This window comes from Sulfitobacter pontiacus (assembly GCF_040790665.1).
Taxonomy (GTDB): Bacteria; Pseudomonadota; Alphaproteobacteria; order Rhodobacterales; family Rhodobacteraceae; genus Sulfitobacter; species Sulfitobacter pontiacus.
Genome location: NZ_CP160849.1, coordinates 883,384 through 906,642, shown reverse-complemented (window position 1 = coordinate 906,642; position 23,259 = coordinate 883,384). Strand labels below are relative to the sequence as shown.

General features: G+C 61.8%; 20 protein-coding genes. 13 read left to right on the top strand and 7 right to left on the bottom strand.

The genetic code is table 11. The features are described from left to right. Position 1: 1 nt before the first annotated feature. The 8 genes from AB1495_RS04515 (at position 2) to AB1495_RS04480 (ending at position 9,182) form a co-directional block, all read left to right on the top strand. Positions 2 to 1,225, top strand: coding sequence for a urate hydroxylase PuuD (locus AB1495_RS04515; RefSeq protein ID WP_037965249.1), 1,224 nt, complete (start codon positions 2 to 4; stop codon positions 1,223 to 1,225). 73 nt (positions 1,226 to 1,298) lie between these two features. Continuing rightward, positions 1,299 to 3,197 carry a DNA mismatch repair endonuclease MutL gene (gene mutL, locus AB1495_RS04510; protein WP_074636335.1) on the top strand — a complete coding sequence of 633 codons (1,899 nt, stop codon included), beginning with the start codon at positions 1,299 to 1,301 and terminating at the stop codon, positions 3,195 to 3,197. Beyond that, positions 3,194 to 4,435: a DNA recombination protein RmuC gene (locus AB1495_RS04505; protein ID WP_074636333.1), complete on the top strand. Its 1,242-nt coding sequence runs from the start codon at positions 3,194 to 3,196 to the stop codon at positions 4,433 to 4,435. The genes mutL and AB1495_RS04505 overlap by 4 nt, the downstream gene beginning before the upstream one ends. A 143-nt stretch (positions 4,436 to 4,578) precedes the next feature. Next, a complete protein-coding gene (locus AB1495_RS04500) occupies positions 4,579 to 5,898 on the top strand; it encodes an NAD(P)/FAD-dependent oxidoreductase (RefSeq protein WP_074636331.1) in 1,320 nt (439 codons plus the stop codon). Further along, positions 5,895 to 6,656, top strand: coding sequence for a DUF1365 domain-containing protein (locus AB1495_RS04495; RefSeq protein ID WP_074636330.1), 762 nt, complete (start codon positions 5,895 to 5,897; stop codon positions 6,654 to 6,656). The genes AB1495_RS04500 and AB1495_RS04495 overlap by 4 nt, the downstream gene beginning before the upstream one ends. Then, complete coding sequence (locus AB1495_RS04490; protein WP_074636328.1) at positions 6,653 to 7,894, top strand: MFS transporter; 1,242 nt, start codon at positions 6,653 to 6,655, stop codon at positions 7,892 to 7,894. The genes AB1495_RS04495 and AB1495_RS04490 overlap by 4 nt, the downstream gene beginning before the upstream one ends. Next, on the top strand, positions 7,891 to 8,454 hold the full coding sequence (locus AB1495_RS04485; RefSeq protein ID WP_074636326.1) for a DUF3833 family protein: 564 nt from the start codon (positions 7,891 to 7,893) through the stop codon (positions 8,452 to 8,454). The genes AB1495_RS04490 and AB1495_RS04485 overlap by 4 nt, the downstream gene beginning before the upstream one ends. Further along, positions 8,451 to 9,182, top strand: a complete 732-nt coding sequence (locus AB1495_RS04480) for an SDR family oxidoreductase (protein ID WP_074636324.1) — start codon at positions 8,451 to 8,453, stop codon at positions 9,180 to 9,182. Before AB1495_RS04485 ends, AB1495_RS04480 begins: the two co-directional genes overlap by 4 nt. Before the next feature lie 36 nt (positions 9,183 to 9,218). Here the strand turns inward: AB1495_RS04480 and AB1495_RS04475 are convergent, their stop codons facing one another. The 3 genes from AB1495_RS04475 to AB1495_RS04465 are packed head-to-tail and all read right to left on the bottom strand — an operon-like array spanning position 9,219 to position 11,556. Then, positions 9,219 to 10,274 (bottom strand): saccharopine dehydrogenase, encoded by a 1,056-nt coding sequence (locus AB1495_RS04475; RefSeq protein WP_074636322.1) that lies wholly within the window; start codon positions 10,272 to 10,274, stop codon positions 9,219 to 9,221. After that, entirely contained in the window at positions 10,271 to 10,891 is a 621-nt protein-coding gene (locus tag AB1495_RS04470; protein WP_074636320.1) for a glutathione S-transferase family protein, read from the bottom strand. Before AB1495_RS04470 ends, AB1495_RS04475 begins: the two co-directional genes overlap by 4 nt. A gap of 11 nt (positions 10,892 to 10,902) precedes the next feature. Continuing rightward, complete coding sequence (locus AB1495_RS04465) at positions 10,903 to 11,556, bottom strand: histidine phosphatase family protein (RefSeq protein WP_005850200.1); 654 nt, start codon at positions 11,554 to 11,556, stop codon at positions 10,903 to 10,905. 210 nt (positions 11,557 to 11,766) lie between these two features. On the opposite strand from AB1495_RS04465, the gene fdhF reads away from it, so the two are divergent. Together fdhF and AB1495_RS04455 are read left to right on the top strand one after the other, a co-directional pair. Continuing rightward, a complete protein-coding gene (fdhF, locus tag AB1495_RS04460; RefSeq protein WP_074636318.1) occupies positions 11,767 to 14,535 on the top strand; it encodes a formate dehydrogenase subunit alpha in 2,769 nt (922 codons plus the stop codon). Positions 14,536 to 14,537: 2 nt separating this feature from the next. Continuing rightward, the gene (locus tag AB1495_RS04455) at positions 14,538 to 15,743 is read left to right on the top strand and encodes a Zn-dependent hydrolase (RefSeq protein WP_074636317.1); all 1,206 of its coding nucleotides are present in this window, start codon (positions 14,538 to 14,540) and stop codon (positions 15,741 to 15,743) included. Here the strand turns inward: AB1495_RS04455 and AB1495_RS04450 are convergent. The 4 genes from AB1495_RS04450 to AB1495_RS04435 form a co-directional block, all read right to left on the bottom strand. Beyond that, positions 15,732 to 15,959, bottom strand: coding sequence for a WGR domain-containing protein (locus AB1495_RS04450; RefSeq protein ID WP_005850193.1), 228 nt, complete (start codon positions 15,957 to 15,959; stop codon positions 15,732 to 15,734). The genes AB1495_RS04455 and AB1495_RS04450 overlap by 12 nt on opposite strands. A gap of 106 nt (positions 15,960 to 16,065) precedes the next feature. Further along, positions 16,066 to 16,536: an N-acetyltransferase gene (locus AB1495_RS04445; protein WP_074636315.1), complete on the bottom strand. Its 471-nt coding sequence runs from the start codon at positions 16,534 to 16,536 to the stop codon at positions 16,066 to 16,068. Continuing rightward, positions 16,527 to 17,228: a response regulator transcription factor gene (locus tag AB1495_RS04440; protein ID WP_005850190.1), complete on the bottom strand. Its 702-nt coding sequence runs from the start codon at positions 17,226 to 17,228 to the stop codon at positions 16,527 to 16,529. Before AB1495_RS04440 ends, AB1495_RS04445 begins: the two co-directional genes overlap by 10 nt. After that, positions 17,225 to 19,135, bottom strand: coding sequence for a PAS-domain containing protein (locus AB1495_RS04435; protein WP_074636746.1), 1,911 nt, complete (start codon positions 19,133 to 19,135; stop codon positions 17,225 to 17,227). The genes AB1495_RS04440 and AB1495_RS04435 overlap by 4 nt, the downstream gene beginning before the upstream one ends. Before the next feature lie 205 nt (positions 19,136 to 19,340). Between AB1495_RS04435 and AB1495_RS04430 the strand changes: the two genes are divergently transcribed. The 3 genes from AB1495_RS04430 (at position 19,341) to AB1495_RS04420 (ending at position 23,231) form a co-directional block, all read left to right on the top strand. Next, a complete protein-coding gene (locus tag AB1495_RS04430; RefSeq protein WP_074636313.1) occupies positions 19,341 to 21,311 on the top strand; it encodes an AMP-binding protein in 1,971 nt (656 codons plus the stop codon). Between the two features lie 85 nt (positions 21,312 to 21,396). Continuing rightward, positions 21,397 to 22,206: an ABC transporter ATP-binding protein gene (locus tag AB1495_RS04425; RefSeq protein WP_174226616.1), complete on the top strand. Its 810-nt coding sequence runs from the start codon at positions 21,397 to 21,399 to the stop codon at positions 22,204 to 22,206. Positions 22,207 to 22,241: 35 nt separating this feature from the next. Further along, on the top strand, positions 22,242 to 23,231 hold the full coding sequence (locus tag AB1495_RS04420) for a branched-chain amino acid ABC transporter permease (protein WP_005850184.1): 990 nt from the start codon (positions 22,242 to 22,244) through the stop codon (positions 23,229 to 23,231). The last annotated feature ends 28 nt before the right edge of the window (positions 23,232 to 23,259 follow it).

Genomic DNA, 23,259 nt, shown 5'->3' with positions numbered 1-23,259 from the left:
CATGTACGATATGGCCGCCATTGGCGCTTGGATCGAGTTTGCCGTTCGCTGGGTGCATGTCATCACGGCCATCGCGTGGATCGGGTCATCGTTCTACTTTATCGCGCTGGATCTGGGCCTGCACCGCGACCGCAACCTCAAAACCGGCGCGGACGGGGAGGAATGGCAGGTCCACGGCGGCGGGTTCTATCACGTGCAGAAATATCTGGTGGCCCCCGCGCAGATGCCCGACGATCTGATCTGGTTCAAATGGGAAAGCTATTCGACGTGGCTTTCCGGCTTTGCCTTGCTGATCCTGGTCTACTATCTCGGGGCGGAATTCTATCTTGTCGATCCCACCGTCGCAGAACTGGCGAACTGGCAAGCCGTGGGGATTTCCCTGTTGTCGCTTGGCTTTGGTTGGCTGGTCTACGACCAGATCTGCAAAAGCAAATTCGGCGATAACAACACAAGGCTGATGATCGGCCTCTATGTGATCCTTGTGGGGATGGCCTATTTCTATACCTCGGTCTTTTCGGGGCGTGCAGCGTTGCTGCATCTGGGCGCGTTCACCGCGACGATCATGTCGGCGAACGTGTTCTTTATTATCATGCCGAACCAGCGGATCGTGGTGGCCGACCTCAAGGCGGGGCGGGTGCCGGATGCGAAATACGGCAAGATCGCCAAACAGCGCAGCACACATAATAACTATCTGACCTTGCCGGTCATCTTCCTGATGCTCAGCAACCACTACCCGCTGGCCTTCGCGTCGGAAATGAACTGGCTGATTGCGGCACTGGTGTTTCTGATGGGGGTCACGATCCGCCATTACTTCAACAGCCTGCACGCGCGTCAGGGGAATCCGACGTGGACATGGGCGGTCACCGCGCTGTTGTTCGTCACGATCATGTGGCTGTCGACCGCGCCGATGTTCCGCAGCGTCGAGCCGGAAGAGGCCACCGGCCCCGCACTGCGCTTTGCCCAGGCCGAAGGGTTTGACCGGGTGCATGATATCGTGCGCGGTCGGTGCAGCATGTGTCATGCGGCAGAACCCGCGTGGGACGGGCTGCTTTGGCCGCCGAAATCCATCCGGCTTGAAACAGAACATCAGATCGCCAGCGCGGCCAGACAGATCTATTTGCAAGCGGGTGTGACCGATGCAATGCCCCCTGCCAACCTGAGCCATATGCAGGCCAGCGAACGCGCCGAGATCGTCGCCTGGTTCAATGCAGCCACACAGGATTAACCTCGCCGACGAGCGTTAACCATCCGTATTCGCGGCTTTCAGAATCGCGCGCCTCTATGCTAGGTCTAGCCGCATGGCGCATCCAAACCCCAATATAAGCGAAAATCGCCCGGTGATCCGGCAGCTCGACGACTCGGCAATTAACCGTATCGCCGCCGGAGAGGTCGTTGAACGCCCTGCCTCTGCGGTCAAGGAGCTGGTCGAGAACGCAATTGATGCGGGCGCGCGGCAAATCACGGTCGAATATGCCGATGGTGGCAAGACCCTGATCCGCGTCACCGACGACGGCTGCGGCATCGCCGCGGACGATCTGACGCTGGCGCTGTCCCGGCACGCGACCTCGAAGATCGACGGGACGGACCTGCTGAACATCCACACCTTCGGTTTTCGCGGCGAGGCGCTGCCCTCGCTCGGGGCTGTCGGGCGGCTGACCATTTGCAGCCGTGTTGCCGGACAGGACGGGGCCGAGATTTCGGTCAACGGCGGCGTGACCGGCCCTGTGCGCCCTGCTGCGCTGAATGGTGGCACCGTCGTCACCCTGCGCGATCTCTTCTTTGCTACGCCTGCGCGGTTGAAATTCCTGCGCACCGATCGCGCCGAGGCGCAGGCGATCTCTGACATCATCAAGCGGCTGGCGATGGCGGAACCCTTCGTGCGTTTCACCCTGCGCGATGTGTCCGGCGACGGACCGGGCCGCGAGGTGTTTCGCGCCGAGGCCGAACAGGGCGATATGTTCGCCGCGCTGCACGGGCGTTTGGCGCAAGTGCTGGGGCGCGAGTTTGCTGAAAACGCGCTGGCCATCGATGCCGAACGCGAAGGGCTGCACCTGACGGGCTACGCGGCCCTGCCGACCTATTCGCGCGGCTCTGCCGTGACGCAATACCTGTTTGTGAACGGGCGTCCCGTCCGTGACAAGCTGCTGGTGGGGGCGTTGCGCGGGGCCTATTTCGACCTGCTGAGCCGTGACCGCCATCCCGCCGCCGCGCTCTTTGTCGATTGCGATCCCAAGCTTGTGGATGTGAACGTCCACCCCGCCAAATCCGAAGTGCGCTTTCGCGATCCCGGACTGGCGCGTGGGTTGATCGTATCGGCGCTGCGCCATGCGCTGGCGGATGCGGGGCACCGTGCCTCGACCACCGTGGCGAATGCGACTTTGGGGGCGATGCGCCCCGAACAGCCCGGTGCGCGGGTGTATCAGATGGACCGCCCCTCGCTTGGGGCGCGCAGCGCTGCCCATCAGGCGCAAGCGCCCGAGCCCGGCTTTGCCGAAACCGCCGGCATGTGGGGCCGTGTTGAAACGCCCCCCCAGTACGAGGCTGGCGGCGCTGACGTCCAGACCCACGACACTCAGACCCACGACGCACACGCTCCCGCCGCCGAACCCGCGCCGGACTTCCCCCTCGGGACCGCGCGGGGACAGGTGCACGAGAATTACATCATCGCACAGACGGCGACTGGCATGGTCATCGTGGACCAGCACGCGGCACATGAACGACTGGTCTATGAAAAGCTGAAACGCCAGATGGCCGAAAACGGTGTCGCGGCGCAGGCCTTGCTGATCCCCGAGATCGTGGACCTGTCAGCGTCGGACTGCGCGCGGCTGCTTGAGGTCGCGGATGACCTCGCGCGGTTTGGACTGGGGATCGAACCCTTTGGCGGCAGTGCCATTGCCGTGCGCGAAACGCCCGCGATCCTTGGCACAGTGGACGCCAAGGCGATGGTGCTGGATATCCTTGATGAGCTCGCGGATCAGAACGAAAGCAACACGTTACAGGCCCGGATCGAGGCGATCCTCAGCCGTGTGGCCTGTCACGGTTCCATCCGTTCGGGCCGCTGGATGCGGGGCGAGGAAATGAACGCGCTGCTGCGCGAGATGGAGGCGACGCCCCATTCCGGCCAGTGCAACCACGGCCGCCCCACCTATGTCGAGCTGAAGTTGAGCGATATCGAACGTCTGTTCGGGCGCACATGATCCAGCTTGGCGGTGAAACCTACGCGCTGACAGGCCCTGCCATGCTGCTGCTGATTGGCGGCGGGGGCGTGGTCTTGCTGGTGCTGATCCTGTTGGTGATGGCGGTGCGTGCGGCGGGGCGGTCGGCGCGGGTGGCGGCGCCGCTGGCGCGCCAGATGCAGATACTGGGCGGCCATGTGCAACAGCTTGGCATGGGGCAGGAACAACTGCGCGGCGGCTTGCAAACCGTGTCGGATACCCAAGCCAATGCACAGGCCCAGATGGTGCAAAGCATCGAGGCCCGCATGGCCCATGTGCAGCAACAAATGCAGGACCGGCTGGCAGAGAACGCGGCCCGCTCTGCCCGGTCCTTGGCAGAGATGCAGGAACGCATGAGCGCGACACTTCACGGTTCCAGCAAGCAGACGACGACCAGCCTGACCCAGCTACAGGAACGGCTGGCCGCGATTGACAAGGCGCAGGACAATATCACCAAACTGTCGGGCGACGTGTTGTCGCTGCAGGATATCCTGAGCAACAAACAGACCCGTGGCGCATTCGGTGAAATCCAGCTGCACGATATCGTCGCTAAGGCGCTGCCAAGTGACAGCTATACGATGCAGGCGACGCTTTCCAACGGCAGGCGCGCGGATTGCCTGATCCACCTGCCGAACCCGCCCGGCCCGATCGTGATCGACAGTAAATTCCCGCTTGAAGCCTATGAAGCCCTACGTCGTGCCAAGACGGAATACGAGGTTAAGGATGCCGCCCGCGCCATGCGGGTTGCGGTCAAGTCGCATATTCAGGCCATCACCACGAAATACATCATCGAGGGCGAGACCGCGGATGGCGCGCTGATGTTCCTGCCCTCGGAAGCCGTCTATGCCGAGCTGCATGCGAACTTCCCTGAACTCGTCCGCGAAGGCTTTGATGCGCGGGTCTGGATCGTTTCGCCGACCACCTGCATGGCAACGCTGAATACGATGCGCGCGATCCTCAAGGATGCGCGGATGCGGGAACAGGCAGGGGCTATCCGCAAAACGCTCAAGATGCTGCACCGCGATGTCGAGATCGTGGTCGAACGTGTTGGCAAGCTGAACACCCATTTCGGGCAGGCCCGCGCTGATCTTGAAGGCTTGGGCACGGCTGCTGAACGCGCGGGTAAACGTGCGGCAAAACTGGATAATTTCGATTTCGAAGAACTGTCAGAGCAGGATAATCGCGTTGTGCCGCTTTCGCGCCCTGACAAACGGCCCTGACGGGCTATCTAAGCGAGGAGCCACGACAAGGGTGTCACAAAAAGTCGTAGTTAGTGTCTGATTAACTGCAACTCATGTACCGTCCAGCCCGTGTATCACCGAAAGTGCCGATACAAACCTGACAGACTGGAAATTCTCGCCTTATGCCATTTGAAGCCATCGACCCGCCACAGAATACCTCTTTGGCAGGCCACCGAAAGATTGCCGTCATCGGCGCGGGTATTTCCGGCATGGGGGCGGCGCATATGCTGGGCGACGACCATCAGGTGACCTTGTTCGAAAGCTGCCCCCGTCTGGGTGGCCACGCGCGCACGAAGATGGCGGGCAAGAACGGCGACCAGCCTGTAGATACGGGCTTTATCGTGTTCAACTACGCCAATTATCCCAACCTCGCCGCGCTGTTCAAAGAGCTCGACGTGCCGGTGGTCAAATCCAACATGAGCTTCGGGGCCTCCATCGACGGGGGGCGGTTGGAATACGGGCTGATGACGCTGGATTCGATCTTCGCGCAGCGACGCAATGCGCTGAATCCGAAATTCCTGCGTATGTTGACCGATATCGTGCGGTTCAACAGCACGGCGACCAAGCTGGCGCAAGACCGTACGCTGACCATTGCCGGGTTCTTGGACAAGCTGGGCGCGGGTGAATATTTTCGCAAATACTACCTGACGCCGCTGTCGGGCGCGATCTGGTCGACGCCGGTGGACAAGATCATGGATTTCCCCGCCTACTCCATGATCGACTTCTTCGAGAACCACGCCTTGCTGAGCCACACAGGTCAGCACCAGTGGTATACGGTTAAGGGCGGGTCGCAGGAATATGTGAACCGTCTGGGGGCATCGCTGACAGCCAAGGGCGTCGACATTCGCCTTGGCACGCCAGTGCAATCCGTCCGCCGCACGCCCTTGGGCGCAGAGGTGAAAACCCATGGCGCGGAATGGGAAGCCTTTGACGAGGTCGTCTTTGCCAGCCATTCGGATGATACGCTTGCCCTTCTGGCCGACCCAAGCGCGGCAGAGCGTGCGGCCTTGGGCGCGGTGAAATACCAGCCCAACGACGTGGTGCTACATGCCGATGCCTCTGTTATGCCCAAGCTGCGCAAGACCTGGGCTTCGTGGATCTATGCCGAGGATAAGGGGCAGAAGTCCGACCGGATCGACCTGACCTACTGGATGAACTCGCTGCAACCGATCCCGATGGACGACCCGCATTTCGTGACGCTCAATACCAAGCGCCCGATCCGCGAAGAGCTGATCTATGATCAGGTCACCCTGCGCCATCCGGTCTATGATCTGGGCGCGCTGGCCGCACAAGAGCAGGTGCGCGCCTTCAACGGCACGCAGAACACCTGGTTCTGCGGCGCTTGGATGAAGCATGGCTTCCACGAGGACGGGCTCTCTAGCGCTGTTGACGTGGTGCAGGGGCTGCGGGCCAAGGCAAAGGTCGCATTGGCCGCAGAATGAGCGCCGGCGTCGATCATATCCGTGGTGTGACCTATCATGGGCGCAAGGGGGCGGTCGAAAACAGCTTTCGCTATTCGGTCGATTACGTGGTTCTGGATGCAGAGGCATCGCTGCGAACACCGGCGTTGTTCGGGCGCAACCGCGGGGCCGTGACATCGCTGTGGGACGAAGACCACGGCGGCACCAAAGGCGCGGGTCGCGGGGCCGCGTGGGTGCGGGATGTTCTGGCACAGCACGATGTCACGGGCGTCGCGCGGATAGAGCTGATGGCGCAACCGCGCGTGTTGGGGCATGTGTTCAACCCGGTCAGCTTTTGGCTGTGCCACCGCGCGGACGGTGCGCTGATCGCCGTGATATCAGAGGTATCGAATACTTTCGGTGACCGGCACAGCTATCTATGCCGCCACGATGACCTGCGCCCGATCACGGCCACTGATCATCTGCACGCGACCAAGATTTTCCACGTATCACCATTTCAGCCGGTCGAAGGGGGATACAGTTTTCGCTTTGATATCCGCGCCGACCGTATTGGTGTGTGGATCGATTATACCCAGTCCGAAGGGGGCTTGATCGCCACCCTGACGGGCCGTCGTGGCCCTCTCACGAACCGGGCAATCCTGTGGTCGCTGCTGCGGCGTCCCTTCGGGGCGCGGCGGGTGTTGGCCTTGATCCACTGGCAGGCACTAAAGCTGTGGTGGAAAGGCGGCGGCTATCGCCCGCGTCCTGAACCGCCAGTGAAAGACGTGTCGGGCACGTGACCCGTTCGGCACATCAACTGCCTGCCTATGCGCTGTTTGCGTCGCTTCTGGCGGCGGCGGGGCTGCCGATTTATATTCACGCACCCAAGTTCTTTGTTGATGAATACGGGGTGTCTCTTGGGGCTTTGGGCACGGTGCTTTTTGCGCTGCGCCTGTTGGATGTGGTGCAGGACCCGCTGCTGGGGCGGCTATCGCAAGCCTTGCGTCACAGGCGTGGCGCGGCGGTCGCCGTCGGTGTCGCCCTGATGGCTGTATCGATGTTTGCCCTGTTTGCAGTGCCGCCCTTGCTGCCGCCGCTGATGTGGTTCGCGCTGACACTGACGGGGGTGTTTTCGGCGTTCAGCTTTCTGACGATCTGCTTTTATGCGCAAGGGGTCGCCAAAGCCGCGCTGCTGCCCGGGCGCGGGCATCTGGTGCTGGCGCGCTGGCGCGAGACGGGGGCGTTGTTGGGTGTCTGCGCGGCCTCGGTACTGCCTGTGATGCTGGGGCTGGTGATGGGGGCCCCGTTTACAGGGTTTGCCATCGGTTTTGCCGCGCTTGGACTGGGCAGCGTTTTTGCCATGCGGGGCGAATGGCGCGGCGCGGATATCGCGGGTCCGACGGGAATCGCCGTGGTCCTGCGCGATCCGATTGCCCGTCGGTTGCTGCTGATCGCGCTGTTCAATGCGGCCCCTGTCGCGGTCACATCTACGTTATTTCTGTTCTACGTCGAAAGCGTGCTGCGCGCACCGGGGTGGGCGGGGGCGCTGCTGTTGCTCTTCTTTCTTTCGGCTGCTGTGGCCGCCCCGCTATGGGGCAAGCTGGCAGAGCGTTTCAGCCCCAAACCCGTCCTGCTGTCCGCAATGGGCTTGGCGATCCTTGTGTTTGCAGGGACTTTGCTGCTGGGGGCGGGGGATGTGGCGTGGTTCGTGCTGGTCTGCATCGCCTCTGGCGCGGTGCTGGGGGCCGACCTGACACTACTGCCCGCGATGTTCTCCGCGCGGATGGCGGTGGTCGCCCCGCAGGCCGCCGAGGGGTTCGGGCTGTGGTCGCTGGTGTCGAAATTCGCCCTTGCCTTCGCTGCGATAACGCTACTTCCCACCCTGCAGGCGTCCGGCTTTGACAGCGGTACGACGGGCAATGGACCGGTGGCAATCTCGACGCTCATATGGCTCTATGCTGGCGTGCCTTGCGGGCTCAAGCTGTTGGCCATCGGTTTTCTGGCCGCCACGCCGATGCAAAAGGAAGGTGAAGAATGATGGACATGTTGCAGTTTGCTCTGGGGGCCGCAGTGGTGGCCGCAATCTGGCTGGCGCGGCGGCGGATCACCGATTTCCCTGCGCAAAAGCCGTCGGATTATGCGGATGACTACACTGTCTTTGACATGAGGAAACATCTGGACGGGGCGATGGTCTGCGAAGGCGTGATCTTTGGCCCCGCGGGGCGGGTCACCAGCAGCTTCGTGGCAGATTTCAACGTGACATGGGACGGCGACACCGCACGTATCGACGAACATTTCGTCTATGATGACAACACGACCCAAGACCGCACATGGACGATCACATTGGGCGAGACGGGGCATTTCACCGCCACCGCGCCGGACGTCAAAGGCACGGCCAAGGGCCGCAACGTCGGTGCGACGGTGCAGTCGAAATACACCATCAGGCTGCCCGATGACGTGGGCGGGCACCTGCTGAATACCGTGGACTGGATGTATCTGACCGGCGAGGGCACAATCATCAACCGCAGTCAGTTCCGGAAATTTGGGGTGAAGGTGGCCGAATTGGTCGCCACCATCCGCAGAAAGGACGCAGCATGACCGAATGGACAGGAAAACGCTATTGGCTGATCGGGGCGAGCGCTGGACTGGGCGAAGCGCTGGCACATAAGCTGGGCCGACTGGGGGCCGAGGTCATCGTCTCTGCCCGGTCTGAAGACAAGCTGGTGGCGCTGGTCGATGAGCTGCCCGTTTCCGCAAGCTACCAGACCATCGACGTGCAGGATATCGACAGCATCCGCGTGGCGGTCAAAGCCGTCGGGCCGGTGGACGGGGTTGTCTATCTGGCGGGGGCCTATTGGCCCTTTGGGGCCCAGGAGTGGGAGCCGGAGCATGCGACCACAATGATCGATGTGAACCTCACCGGGCTGGTGCGCGTGATGGGCGAAGTGGTGCCCGATATGGTCAAGCGCGACGCGGGCCACATCGTGATCACCTCTAGCCTCACGGCCTATCGCGGGCTGCCAAAGTCTATCGGCTATACGGCGTCCAAGGCGGGCACCTTGTCCTTGGCGGAATGTATGCACGCCGACCTGCGCAAGACCGGCGTGAAAGTTCAGGTGATCAATCCTGGTTTCATCCGCACGCAGCTGACCGACAAGAACGACTTCAAGATGCCTTTTTTGATGGAGCCCGAGGCCGCTGCGCAGCAAGTGGTCGAGCATATGAGCGGCAGCAGCTTTAAGAAAAGCTTCCCCTTCGGGTTCTCGCTTTTCTTCCGGCTGGCGCAGTTCCTGCCCGACGGCATCTACTACCGTCTATTCGGATGAGTTGACCGGGCGCGTGATCCGCCCGATCTGATCGCGTCACACGGCGGCGCTGTGTTCTTCAAACAGCGCACGAGCCCGCGCCCAGACGGGCGAGGTATCTTCCGCCAGTGCCGAGAGCGTCGGCAGCAGCTGCGCGGCGTAGTCTTCAGAGCTTTCCAGCGGCAGCATTGACGGCAGGTTGTCAATCGCGGTGACATCCAGAGGTGGGGCGTCATGCACGCGTAAGGCGGGCTCTTCCCATGTGGTCGCGCGGTCATAGACCGGCACGGGGTTGAAGTCGCTGTCGGGATCGCAGGCGATATCGCCGATCACCCGCAGCGCGCGATCCCTGTCCAGCGCGCTTTTGGGCACGAAAACCGGTGTCTGCGGCCCCGCCAGAATGCAGTTGAAAAACAGCACATGCTGCAAAATCTCGGGGAAGGGGCCGCCGTGGGCGGTCTCCTTCATATCCCATCCGGTGACCTTGATCCCCAGACGGCTGCAAAGATCGGCGGCACCGCTGCCCACCCGACCAAGTGCACCGATGACCAAAGCGTCGGGCGTGGCGAGCCCGTCGATCTCTGCCGCGAGGTCGCGGGTCAGCGCATCGGCGTTGGGGTAGGGGGTGATGGGGGCGACAGCTTGCCCACGGGTTTGGGCGGCCCAGCATTTGACGGCCACCGCCGCCCCCGCGAACCCCGCCCAATAGCCAAAGGCGGCGACGCGTCGGCCGGTCTCGTCGGTCAGATACTCAAGGTCCAGCAAGGTGCCGCCGCCCGCCTTGAAACGTTGCAACAGGATACGCCCCGCCGATTGGCCCTTGTAGGCGTGACCGAACATGATGTGCCGGTGCACCAGCGGTGTGCCGTCCTCTGGCAGTTCCTTCAGGCCAAAGATGATCGCATCGGCAGGCGCGTCGGGCCAGCTGTTCTGTGGTGCGATGGTGCAGCCCGTGGCCGCATAGGCATCGGTCGCGATCACGCGGCTGTCCGAGGCTTCGACGGTGACGCGAAACCCCTGCGCCATCAACGCGGTAACCCCTTCGGGTGTGATGCCGACGCGGGTTTCATTGTCGCGCTGTTCGGCGCGGACCCATAGATGTGGTGCGGTCATAGCATCCCCTTGTCTTTCACCGCTGCCACGCTGGCGCGGGCGGTCATCTGCTGCATGAATGTCGTGATCTTGGGGTAGGCCGCCGTATCCACGCCGTCGCCCTCAAGCCAGTTGCACACGACGAACAGATAGGGATCGGCAAGGCTGAAATCGTCGCCCAACACATAGGGCCCGCGCAGGATATCGCTTTCGACAAAATCGGCACAGGCGGCCATGGTTTCGGGCACCTGAGCCGTCATATCCTCGAAGCTGGATTGTTGTTTGGCCCACCGCGATCCGCGCATCTTGTGGGCATGGGCGACATGCATGGTCGAGGCGAGGTAGTACATCGCGCTGCGCATCTGTGCGGCGGCGGTCGGGTCCGTGGGGACCATCCCGGCTTTGGGCGCAATGGCAGCGACATAGTCCAGCAGCGCCCCGGTTTCGGTCAGGATCGTATCATCCTCAAGCCGTAGCGCAGGCACGCGTCCCTTGGGGTTGATCGCCAGATATTCGGGTTTCGTCTGCTCAGCCGTGGCGAAATCGACGCGCACCGGCTGATAGGGCAGGGCGGCTTCTTCGATGGCAATCGCCACCGCGACAGAGATGGTTCCGGGCGTGTAATATAGCGTAAGCATCGTTTGGCCTTTCAGATATGGGTCTGCGCGACACGGCGTGCGGGGGTATCCAGATGGGGCACCGCGTTGAAGAGCACCGGCGACCAGTGGCCGCCAATGGGGAACAGCCGGTGCATCGACGTGTGCATGATCGCCAGCGCGATGCGCGACATGGCCGGAATGCCCAGCCCCATCGCCTGCGCCATCACCATCGAGATCAGCCCCCCAGAGGTCACGACCAGCGCCGGCCCGTCCCCGTCCGATATCTCTGATAGCACGGATTTGATGCGCCCTTCGAAATTGGCGTAGCTCTCGGGCGGGTTTTCGAGCCTGTCGCTTTTCCACGTCTCGAACACCAGCGGCAGGTGGTTGGTGAACCCGCCTTGTTCCGTGGGGAAAGGGATGCCGTGTTGCTGCTCCATCATGGTGGCGAGGGTGAAATACTCAAGCTCGTTCAGCCGCGCGTCGCGTATCGGTTCAAGCCCGGTGTTCATCCCCTCTGCTGTCTCGATATGGCGGCGCAGCGTGCCGGTATACAGCCGCGTGTGGTGGGTTTCGGACTGGCGCAGGTGGTCGCCCAGCCACGCGGCCTGTTCGTGGCCAAGCGGGCTTAGCTTGTCATAGCTGATTTCGTCCTTGGCCTGGGAATTTGCCTGACCGTGGCGGATGAGGGTAATATGGGACATAACGCGCCTTTTTCTGTTGCGCCATTGATAGGCAAGCCATGCGCGGGTGGAAAGCCTGCCCGCCCCTCGCATGTCGATTTTTTGCAAGCGGCCCCCCGCGTCGCGTATCGGAAACGCCGGTGGCGCAAAAACGGGGCAGGGTGTCGGGAATATGACTGCCGTCACATGCGTGCCCTGCCTATACTGCGGGGCGGTACAGGAGGGTTCCCCATGGCGGATAAGGTAAAATTCACGCTCGACGGCGAAGAGGTCGAGGCCGACACCGGGCTGACCATCTGGGAAATCGCCAATGGGCGCGGTCTGAAAATCCCGCATCTGTGTTTCACACCGGAGCCGGGGTATCGCCCCGATGGCAACTGCCGTGCCTGTATGGTCGAGATCGAAGGTGAACGCGTGCTGGCCGCCTCCTGCCTGCGCGAACCGAGCGACGGTATGGTCGTCACCACCAACAACGCGCGCGCCGAAAATGCCCGCAAGATGGTGATGGAACTGCTGGTCACCGATCAGCCTGCCCCCGAAGTCGCCCACGATAAATCCAGCCACCTGTGGGACATGGCCGCGATGGAAGGTATCTCGGAAAGCCGCTTTCCCAAGCTGGAAGAGGGGCGCATCCCGTTGCTCGACGATAGCCATGTGGCGATGCGTGTGAACCTTGATGCCTGTATCCAGTGCAACCTGTGTGTGCGCGCCTGCCGCGAGGTGCAGGTCAATGATGTGATCGGGATGGCCGGTCGCGGGCATGACAGCTATCCGGTGTTCGACATGGCCGACCCGATGGGCGCGTCCTCATGTGTGGCCTGCGGTGAATGTGTGCAGGCCTGCCCGACGGGAGCGCTGATGCCCGCCACCGTGGTCGATGACGCGCAGGTGGGCGACAGCGCCGATTTTGATAGCGAAGTCGACAGCATTTGCCCGTTCTGCGGTGTCGGCTGTCAGGTGTCGCTGAAGGTGAAAGACGGCAAGATCAAATATGTCGAGGGCATCAACGGTCCCGCGAACGAAGGGCGGCTGTGCGTCAAAGGGCGCTTTGGTTTTGACTATATCCACCATCCCCATCGTCTGACCAAACCGCTGATCCGTCGCAAGGACGCCCCGCCCAAGGGACTGAACGTGGACCCGGGCAACTGGCAAACCCACTTCCGCGAAGCCACCTGGGACGAGGCGCTGGATTTCGCTGCGGGCGGTATGAAAAAGATCGGCGGCGCGGGTGTGGCGGGCTTTGGGTCAGCGAAATGCACGAACGAAGAAGCCTACCTGTTTCAAAAGATCATCCGGCAGGGCTTTGGTCATAACAACGTCGATCACTGCACGCGGCTGTGTCATGCCTCGTCAGTGGCCGCTCTGATGGAGAATGTCGGTTCCGGTGCCGTCACCGCGACCTTCAACCAGATCGAAAACGCCGATGTTGCGATTGTGATCGGCGCAAACCCGACCGAGAACCACCCCGTCGCGGCGACCTTCTTCAAGCAGTTCGCCAAGCGCGGCGGCAAGCTGATCGTAATGGACCCGCGCGGCCAAGCGCTAAAACGGCACGCGTCGCATATGCTGCAATTCCGCCCCGGCACCGATGTATCGATGCTGAACGCGATCATGCATGTGATCGTCGAGGAAAAGCTTTACGACCAGCAGTATATCGAAGCCTACACGGAAAACTGGGAGATCGAGAAAGCCCACCTGAAAACCTTCACCCCTGAAAAGATGTCCAAGATCTGCGGCATCGACGCGGAGGTGCTGCGCGATGTGGCGCGGACCTTTGCGGGGGCCAATGCGGCGATGATTTTCTGGGGGATGGGCATTTCGCAGCACATCCACGGCACCGATAATTCGCGCTGCCTGATCTCGCTTGCGCTGATGACGGGGCAGATCGGGCGGCCCGGCGCGGGGCTGCATCCGTTGCGGGGGCAGAACAATGTGCAGGGCGCGTCTGACGCGGGGCTGATCCCGATGTTCCTGCCCGATTATCAGCCGGTGTCCGATGACGGCGTCCGCGCTGCCTTTACCGACGTGTGGCAAAGCAGCGATTTCAGCGACAAGAAGGGCCTCACCGTGACCGAGATTATGGACGCAGTGCATGACGGGGATATTCGCAGTCTCTATGTGCTGGGTGAAAATCCGGCGATGTCTGATCCCGATGTGGAACACGCCCGCGATGCGCTGGCCAAGCTCGATCATCTGGTGGTGCAGGATATCTTCCTGACCGAGACCGCGAATTTTGCCGATGTGATCCTGCCCGCCAGCGCCTTTGCCGAGAAATCCGGCACGGTAACCAATACCAACCGTCAGGTGCAGATGGGCCGCCCCGCGGTGCCGCCGCCCGGCGATGCGAAAGAGGATTGGTGGATTGAGGTTGAACTGGCCAAACGTCTGGGGCTGGGCTGGACCTATACCGACCCGAGCGAGGTCTTCGCAGAGATGAAGCTGAATATGTCGTCGCTCAATAACATCACTTGGGGCCGGTTGGAGAGCGAAGGGGCCGTGACCTACCCGTCCACCAGCCCCACCGATCCGGGGCAGGCGATTGTCTTTGCCGATGGCTTCCCCCGGCAAGACGGACGCGCACGCTTTACCCCTGCCAGCATCATCGCGCCTGACGATGCGCCGGATGAAGACTATCCGATGATCCTGACCACGGGGCGGCAGCTTGAACATTGGCACACGGGGTCGATGACGCGACGGTCCTATGTGCTTGATGGGCTAGAGCCCGAGGCGAACTGTTCGCTCCACCCGTCTACCTTACGCAAGTTGGGGATAGAGCCGGGGGGCTATATCCGGCTCACGACCAAGCGCGGGTCGATCGAACTGATGGCCCGCGAAGACCGCGCCGTGTCGCCCGATATGGTGTTCCTTCCCTTTGCCTATGTCGAAGCGGCGGCAAATATCCTGACAAATCCAGCGGTTGACCCCTATGGAAAAATCCCCGAGTTTAAATTCTCGGCCGTGAAAGTAGAGGCCGCAACAGCCCCCCAACCCGCGGAGTAACCATGCAGATCAACCCCGACCGCTTTCTCGCTGACCTTCACAAATTGCGTTCGTTCGGCGCAGCGGGGGTGGGCAAAGGGGTGATCCGCCCGGCCTATAGCGACGCCGATGTCGCCGCGCGGGACTGGCTGGCCGATCAGATGCGCGATGCCGGACTGCGGGTCGAGATGGACCAGATGGGCAATCTTTTCGGCTTGGCAGATGGGCCGTCGCTATTGATGGGGTCCCATTCCGATAGCCAGCCCGAAGGGGGATGGCTGGACGGCGCGCTTGGCGTGATCGCCGCGCTCGAGGTCGCCCGCGCCGCAGCCGAGGCCGGCGGCCCCGCGATCTCTATCGTGTCGTTTCAGGACGAAGAGGGGCGCTTTGGCGTCACCACGGGCAGCGCCGTTTGGGGCGGGCATCTGGATCAGGCCGCCGCCGATGCGCTGACCGATCATGCGGGCGTGACCCTTGGCGACGCGCGTCAGGCCGTGGCGCATCTGGTCACGGGCGAGGTGTCGCCCGATCTGTTCACCGGCTTCGTCGAGTTGCATATCGAACAGGGACCGACGCTGGATACCAGCGGCGAACAGATTGGTGTGGTCACCGATATCGTCGGCATCCGCGACATGAAGATCACCTTTGACGGGCAGCAGAACCATGCGGGCACCACACCGATGCATCTGCGCCGCGATGCGTTTCAGGCGGTCTCTGCCTTCAATGCCGCGTTGAACGACCGGCTGCGCAACGTCGTCACACCGCAGACCGTCTGGACCATCGGCCATGTCACGCTGCACCCAAATGCATCCTCTATCGTGCCGGGGCGTGCGGTGTTCTCGATGCAGTGGCGCGATGCGGATGCGGACCGTCTGGGCCGGATGGAACAGATCATCCGCGACACCGCCACCGAGATCGCGGCGCAGCAGGGGCTGGCGGTCAGCTTTGGCACAATGCTGGGGCTGGAACCCGTCGCGATGGACCCGACCCTGCGCACCGCGCTGGAAGCCGGCGCGGAAGAAGTCGCGCCGGGCAACTGGCGCAAGATGCCGTCAGGCGCGCTGCATGACGCGACCAATGTGTCGCGCAAGATGCCGGTGGCGATGCTGTTTGTGCCGTCGATCGGAGGGCTGTCCCATACCTTCGAGGAAGACACGAGCGAGGCCGATCTGGTGGCCGGTGTTCAGGTGCTTGCCCGCGCGGTGACGCGGCTGGGGTCAGTGACGTAGATAGCCGCGACGCTCGGCCCTTGTGCGATAGCGGTCCGCCATTTTTGACGCCTCGCGCAGGTTGCCGAAACACTGGATCACCGCTTTGGGCTGGCCACCTGCGACGCCCCATTCGCGCAGGACAGAGACTTCGCTGAACAGGTTCATCGCGATTTCGACGCGATAGAACAACCGTCTCTGGGCGGGGTTGGTCCTGTACAGCAAGCATTCGATCATGGGTAGAATCTAGCGGGCCAAGGGGCAGGCGCGCAATAAAAAACGGCAGCGCCCGTGTTAGAAAAGACAGCGGCGCCATCTGTGGCGGCAGGTGGCACCTCGTGGCTCAGGCCACGGTTTTACGCAGGGTGATGCTGGTTGGGCGGTCAAACCCCGCGTGCGCTGTGCGGGCATATTCGTGAAAGCCGAGCGCGCGAAAGGTGGCGTGATTGTCCAACAGCTCCACCCGCGTTTGCAGTTCCAGCTGGCCAAGGTGCAGGGCACGGGCGCGGCTCTCGGCGTGGGTGATCAGATGGCGTGCCAGCCCCAGTCGCTGATGGCTGGGGGCGACGCAGAGCTTGCCCAGATAAAGAACCGCCGGTTTCACGCTCAGCACCACACACGCCAAAGGCGGCGCGCCGATCGCCCAGATTTCATCCCTACCCGCTGTGGCTTTCAGCGATGGCAAAGTGGTTTGGCCAAGCGAGCTTGGCGGGTCAATGCGCCCATCCATATAGGCAAAGCAGTCGCGCATCAGATGCAGCACGTCGCCCAGATGGGGGCTGCCACCGCTGATGCGACGGGGGGTCAGCTCCATGTGACGTCGCCCAGAAAGATGTAGCCCGCGCCATAGATCGTCTTGATCAACTGCGGGTTTTTGGGATCTTCGCGCAGTTTGGTCCGCAGCCGCGAAATCCGCACGTCCATCGCCCTGTCAAAGCTTTCAGAGGCGACGCCGCCAAGGCTCGACTGCATCTGCGCGCGGCTGAGCAGACGTTTGGGCGCGTCCAGAAACAGGCGCAGCACCTCCCCCTCCGCATGGGAGAAGGGGGTTTCGACGCCGCTTTCATCCTCAAGCGCGTAGCGGTCGAAATGCGCCTTCCACCCGCTGAACGCAGCGACGGTGCCGGCTTGCGGCGTGGGTTTGGCGCTGCGCAGGCGGGCGCGGATACGGGCGACGACCTCTGCCGGATCAAAGGGCTTGATGATGTAGTCATCCGCGCCAAGTTCCAGCCCCGTGACGCGGTCCTGCACCTGTGCGCGGCCCGAAATGATGATCACGATGGCCCCTTGTTCTAGCGCCAGACGATGCACCAGCGTCAGCCCGTCTGAATCCGGCAGGGACAGGTCCACCAGACAGACATCGGGGGTGTGGGTCGCCAAGGCGGCCTCGAACGCGCGGGCGCGGCTGAACGACAGCGTGTCAAAGCCCGCTTCCTCTAAAGCGTCGGCGAGAAGCGTGCGGATTTCGGGTTCATCATCCAGAATGGTGACGAGGGGGCGGGTCATTGGGCGGCACTCTCTTTCGGGGCAATCAGCGCGGTCAGATCCGCAATCTCGAAGGGTTTGCGCAATACGGGGGCAAGGGTTTGCGCCTCGAAAAACTGGGCATCATCGGGCGGGAGCGAGGTCATCAATACCAGCGGCGGGGCATCGGCGGGTAGGCGTTTGGCAAGGTCCAGCCCCGTCGCCTCGCCCACAAGCTGGATGTCGGACAGGATCAGCGCGATGTCGGGCAGATCGGCCAGCAGGGCGGTGGCTTCATCCGCGCTGGCGGCTTCGATCACGGAATGGCCCAGCCCCATCAACATGTCTCGCACCAGCGCGCGCAGGTCATCGGCGTCTTCGACCAGCAGGACCAGTCCGGTGGTGGCAGCCACGGCGGGGCGGTAGGGCAGCCGCATGGTCACCTGCGCGCCATGAGCCGTATTGCCAAGGCGCAGATCGCCCCCCGCCGATTTCACCATGTCGTAGACCATCGGCAGCCCCAGCCCCGATCCTTCGGCCCCTTTGGTGGTAAAAAACGGATCGAACCCGTGTTCTAGCGCCGAGGGCGAAAAACCGGGGCCGGTATCGCGCAAGACCCATTCGATCCATGTGTCATGGACCTGTCGTATTTCAAGCGAGATCGCGCCCGCAGCGCCACAGGCATCGCGGGCGTTCAGGATCAGGTTCAGCAGCCCGTCCTGCACCAGCCCGCTGTCCAGCAGCACGGGGGTGTCACCCATCTGGTTGTCGATGCTTAGCGTCATGCCCTTGGGCAGGGTGGGGCGCGCGATCAGGGTCAGATCTTCAAGCAGCCGCGGGATATGGGTCGCAGTCGGACGCAGCGTGCGCGCGCCTGTCATATCGGCAATAGAGCTAAGCAACGTGCCGCCCCGGCGCGCCGCGGCAAGGGTGCCTTCGATGAGGGGGGCGGCCTCTGCCGGTTGGCCGTCCAGCCGCCCCAGCCGGGACTGTAGGCCAAGGATGATCGTCAGCAAGTTGGAAAAATCATGCGCCAGCCCCGAGATCACCTGCGCCGCGATTTCGCGTCGTCGGGTCTGCTGCAGGGCGACACGGTTCTGGGTTTCCTCGGTCACATCCATCGACAGGATATAGACCCCGCCGTTTGTATCGGGGGTGAAGGCTCCGCGGATGCGCCGGGCGCTCATCTCGTCCGTGAATTCGATCACCGACGGCTTTCCGGCAAAGGCTTGGGTGAGCGAAGGGGCAATAGAATCGTAGGCCTGCTGGCCCAGAACCTCTGCGATATGGCGGCCGATCAGATCCGCGCGCCGCCCTGGCATGACAGAGGCCAACCGCCGGTTTGAATAGGTGTAACAGGCGTTTGCATCCACATGGGCGATATGGGCCGGCATCATTTCTGTGGTCAGCCGCGTGCGGGCTTCGGACAGGGTGAGCTGGCGTTTTGCCTCTTCCAGCGCGGTGTTCATCGCGGCAAGTTCGCGGTTGGTGGCTGACAGTTCTTCGGCGTGGGCCAGCACCTGCCCCGACAGCGCATCAGACCGGGCGCGCAGCAGGGCCTCTTGCTGTTTGGTGCGGGTGATGTCGGTGTAGACGGTGACCCAGCCGCCTTGGGGCAGGGGGGAGCCTTCGACCGAGATGGTGCGGCCATTGGCGCGGGTACGTTCCATATAATGGGGTTCAAACGCGCGGGCCTGTTCCACCCTTTCGGCAACGAAATGCGCCACGTCGTCCACGTCGCCGTATTCACCCAACTGTGCCAGCAGGGTGATCGTTTCTTGAAAGCTCGCACCTGGGGTGACCAGCGCTTTGGGAAGGTCGAACATCTGCTGGAACGGTGCATTACACAGCACCAGCCGCAAATCCGCGTCATAGATCGTCAGCGCTTGCGCGATCAGGTTCAGCCCCGCAGCCGTCATGAGTTTTGTCTGATGATCGTCGATCTGCATGCAGCCTCCCCCCGCGGCAGACTGCACCATCCCCACAGCGCCGCCAAGCGCAACCTTGGGAAATCACGCCTGTTACAATTCGTTAGAATTGAGAAATCATTAGGTAAAAGTTGACGCAGAGCATCAGGTCAACATCATGGTGTGACATCAGAATCGCACCAGCGATCGACCTGCCGAAAAAGAGCAGGGTTTGGGAGGAAGACATTTGGCTCACACGCTCGTGAGCGCCGACGGACCGCAATCGGTTCCGGCGCTGCTGCATCGTAATGCAAAGCAATTTGCGAACGCGCCTGCGTATCGCGAAAAGGAATATGGCATCTGGCAAAGCTGGACGTGGGCACAGACCCGCGACGAGGTTGAGGCGCTTGCGCTTGGCCTGCTGGAGCTTGGCGCGAACGAGGGCGACTTTATCGCCATCATCGGCCGCAACCGTCCCTATCTGTATTGGGCCATGATGGCCGCAGAGATGGTCGGTGCCGTGCCTGTGCCGCTGTATCAGGACGCCAACGCAGAAGAGATGGCCTATGTGCTGGATCATTGTGGCGCGCGTTTTGTGATCGCCGGTGATCAGGAACAGGTCGACAAGGTGCTGGACGTTCAGGATCAGCTGACCCAGTTCGAGCGTATGGTCTATCTTGATCCACGCGGATTGCGCAAATACGACCACGCCGCGCTGGACCAGTATAGCGCCGTCCAGGACATGGGCCGCAAGGCACGCGACAAGCACATCAAAGAGCTTGAGGCGCGTCAGGCCAAGCTGGACTACGACAGCACGGGCGTCATGCTCTATACCTCTGGCACCACGGGCAAGCCCAAAGGTGTGGTGCTGAGCAACCGCAATATTATCGAGACGGCCAAATCCTCTTCCGCTTTCGACAAGCTGCGTCAGACGGACGATATTCTGGCCTATCTGCCGATGGCCTGGGTGGGGGATTTCATCTTTTCCGTCGGGCAGGCGCTATGGACGGGGTTCTGCACGAACTGCCCTGAAAGCGCGGACACGATGCATGTGGACCTGCGCGAGATCGGCCCGACCTATTATTTCGCCCCACCGCGCGTGTTCGAAACCCAGCTGACATCGGTGATGATCCGGATGGAAGACGCGAGCCGTTTCAAAAAGTGGCTGTTCGACAAATTCATGGCCCATGCGCGCAAGGTGGGTCCCGCCATTCTGGACGGTAAACCCGTCGGCGCGATGGACCGTGCGAAATACGCCTTGGGCGAGCTGATGATCTATGGCCCGCTGAAAAACACGCTCGGCCTCAGCCGCGTGCGCGTCGGCTATACCGCGGGCGAGGCGATCGGGCCGGAGATTTTCGATTTCTACCGCTCGCTCGGGATCAACCTGAAACAGCTTTATGGCCAGACCGAAGCCACCGTCTTCATCACCGCGCAGCCCGATGGCGAAGTGCGCAGTGACACGGTCGGCGTGACCTGCCCCGGCGTGGAGCTGAAGATCGCCGAGAACGGCGAAGTCTTCTACCGCAGCCCCGGCGTTTTTGTGGAGTATTACAAGAACCCCGAAAGCACCGCCGATACCAAGGATGCCGAAGGCTGGGTCGCGACAGGCGACGCGGGCTTTATCGAGGAAGGCACCGGGCACCTGCGCATTATCGACCGCGCCAAAGACGTTGGCAAAATGGCCAATGGCAGCCTGTTCGCGCCGAAATACGTGGAAAACAAACTCAAGTTCTTCCCCAACATCCTTGAAGCGGTGGTATTCGGCAACGGACGCGACGCATGCACCGCCTTTATCAATATCGACCTGACCGCGGTCGGAAACTGGGCGGAGCGCAACAACATCGGCTATGCGTCCTATCAGGAACTGGCGCGGCATCCGCAGGTGATGGACACGATCCAGAGCCATGTGGAAGAGGTCAACGCCTCTATCGCAGAAGACGAAATGCTGTCGGGCTGTCAGGTGCATCGCTTTGTTGTGCTGCACAAGGAACTTGATGCCGATGACGGAGAGCTGACGCGCACGCGCAAAGTCCGTCGCAAGGTCATCGGCGAGAAGTTCGACGATATCATCACCGCGCTCTACGACGGGTCGCCCTCTGTCAGCACGGTTACTGAAGTGACCTATGAAGACGGGCGCAAGGGGTCGATCTCGGCCACGCTGGAGGTGCGCGACGCCAAGGTGTTCGCAGACACCCGCAAGATGGCCGCTCAATGAGCATGACATCAGGCGGAGCATGCGGGCGCTGCGGTTGCGCAGTGGATTTTAAGACCATTTGGAAGGGGGCTGCGGCGTGAAAGATATGACCGACGGCTATGTCACAGCGGATGGGCGCCAGATTGGCCCCGTTGTGATGGAAATGAAAAACATCACCCTGCGGTTCGGTGGGGTGGAGGCGATCAAGGATATCTCTTTCGACATCCGTCAGGGCGAGATCCGCGCGATCATCGGGCCGAATGGCGCGGGCAAATCATCCATGCTGAACGTGATCAGCGGGTTCTATGTGCCGCAGGAAGGCGAGGTCTGGTACAAGGGCAGCCGCCGTCCGGCGATGAAACCCTTTGAGGTGGCGCAGCAGGGGATCGCACGCACGTTCCAGAACATCGCCCTGTTCGAAGGGATGTCGGTGCTGGACAACGTCATGACGGGGCGTTTGACCAATATGAAGACCGGCATGTTCTGGCAGTCGATCTGGAAGGGCAAGGCGGAGCGGGAAGAGACCGCGAACCGCGAAGTCGCCGAAAAGATCATCGATTTCCTTGAGATTCAGGCGATCCGCAAGACGCCGGTGTCGCGTCTGTCCTACGGCTTGAAGAAACGGGTCGAACTGGCCCGTGCGCTGGCCGCCGAGCCGTCGATCCTGCTGCTGGATGAACCGATGGCGGGGATGAACGTCGAGGAAAAAGAGGACATGAGCCGCTTTATTCTGGATGTGAACGATGAATTCGGCACGACGATTGCCCTGATCGAACACGATATGGGCGTTGTGATGGACCTGAGCGACCGTGTGGTCGTGATGGATTACGGCAAGAAGATCGGCGACGGCACCCCGAGCGAGGTGCGCAACAACCAAGACGTGATCGACGCATATCTGGGGGTTGCCCATGACTGATTTTGCCACTGGTTTTGCGATGGGGAGGGTCTGATATGCCTGAGCAACTGGCCTTTACAATCGAGGTGTTCCTGAACGGGCTGATGGCGGGGGTGCTGTATGCACTGGTCGCCCTGGGGTTTGTTCTGATCTACAAAGCCTCGGGTATTTTTAACTATGCCCAAGGGGTTATGGCGCTGTTTGCGGCCCTGACCCTGGCAGGGATCATCGATGGGCAGGTGCCGTTTAGCCACCTGATCAACGCAATCCTGGGCACGGATATTCACCATTTCGGCTGGCACGTGCCGGCGTTCCTCGCGATTTTGCTGACGATGGTGGTGATGATCGGGCTGGCCTATGCGGTGCAGCGGTTGGTCTTCCGCCATCTGGTCGGGCAAGAGCCGATCATCCTCTTCATGGCGACCATCGGTCTGGCCTATTTTCTGGAAGGGGTGGGCGATCTGATGTGGGGGTCCGACATCAAGTCTATGGATGTGGGGCTGCCGCAGGGGCTGAACACCTGGATCGACGACACCACCTTTAACGCCTTTGGCTACGGGTTCTTTATCGATAATCTGGATATCGTTGCCAGCATCATTGCCGCGTTGCTGGTGATCGGCTTGGTGATGTTCGCGCAATACACCAAACAGGGCCGCGCCATGCGGGCTGTGGCGGATGACCACCAAGCGGCTTTGTCTGTCGGCGTGTCACTGAACTTTATCTGGATCCTCGTATGGTCGCTGGCGGGCTTTGTCGCCCTTGTCGCGGGCATCATGTGGGGCACGAAATCGGGGGTCCAATTCTCGCTCTCGCTGATCGCGCTGAAGGCGTTGCCGGTGCTGATGCTGGGGGGGTTCACCTCTATCCCCGGTGCCATCGTGGGCGGATTGATCATCGGTGTGGGGGAGAAGCTGTTCGAATTCCTGATCGGTGCACCTTTCCTTGGCGGTGCGACAGAGAACTGGTTCGCCTACATGCTGGCGCTGATCTTTCTGGTGTTCCGCCCGCAGGGCTTGTTCGGGGAGAAGATCATTGAACGTGTGTAGTTTTGGCAACTCCCTGATCGGGGCTTTG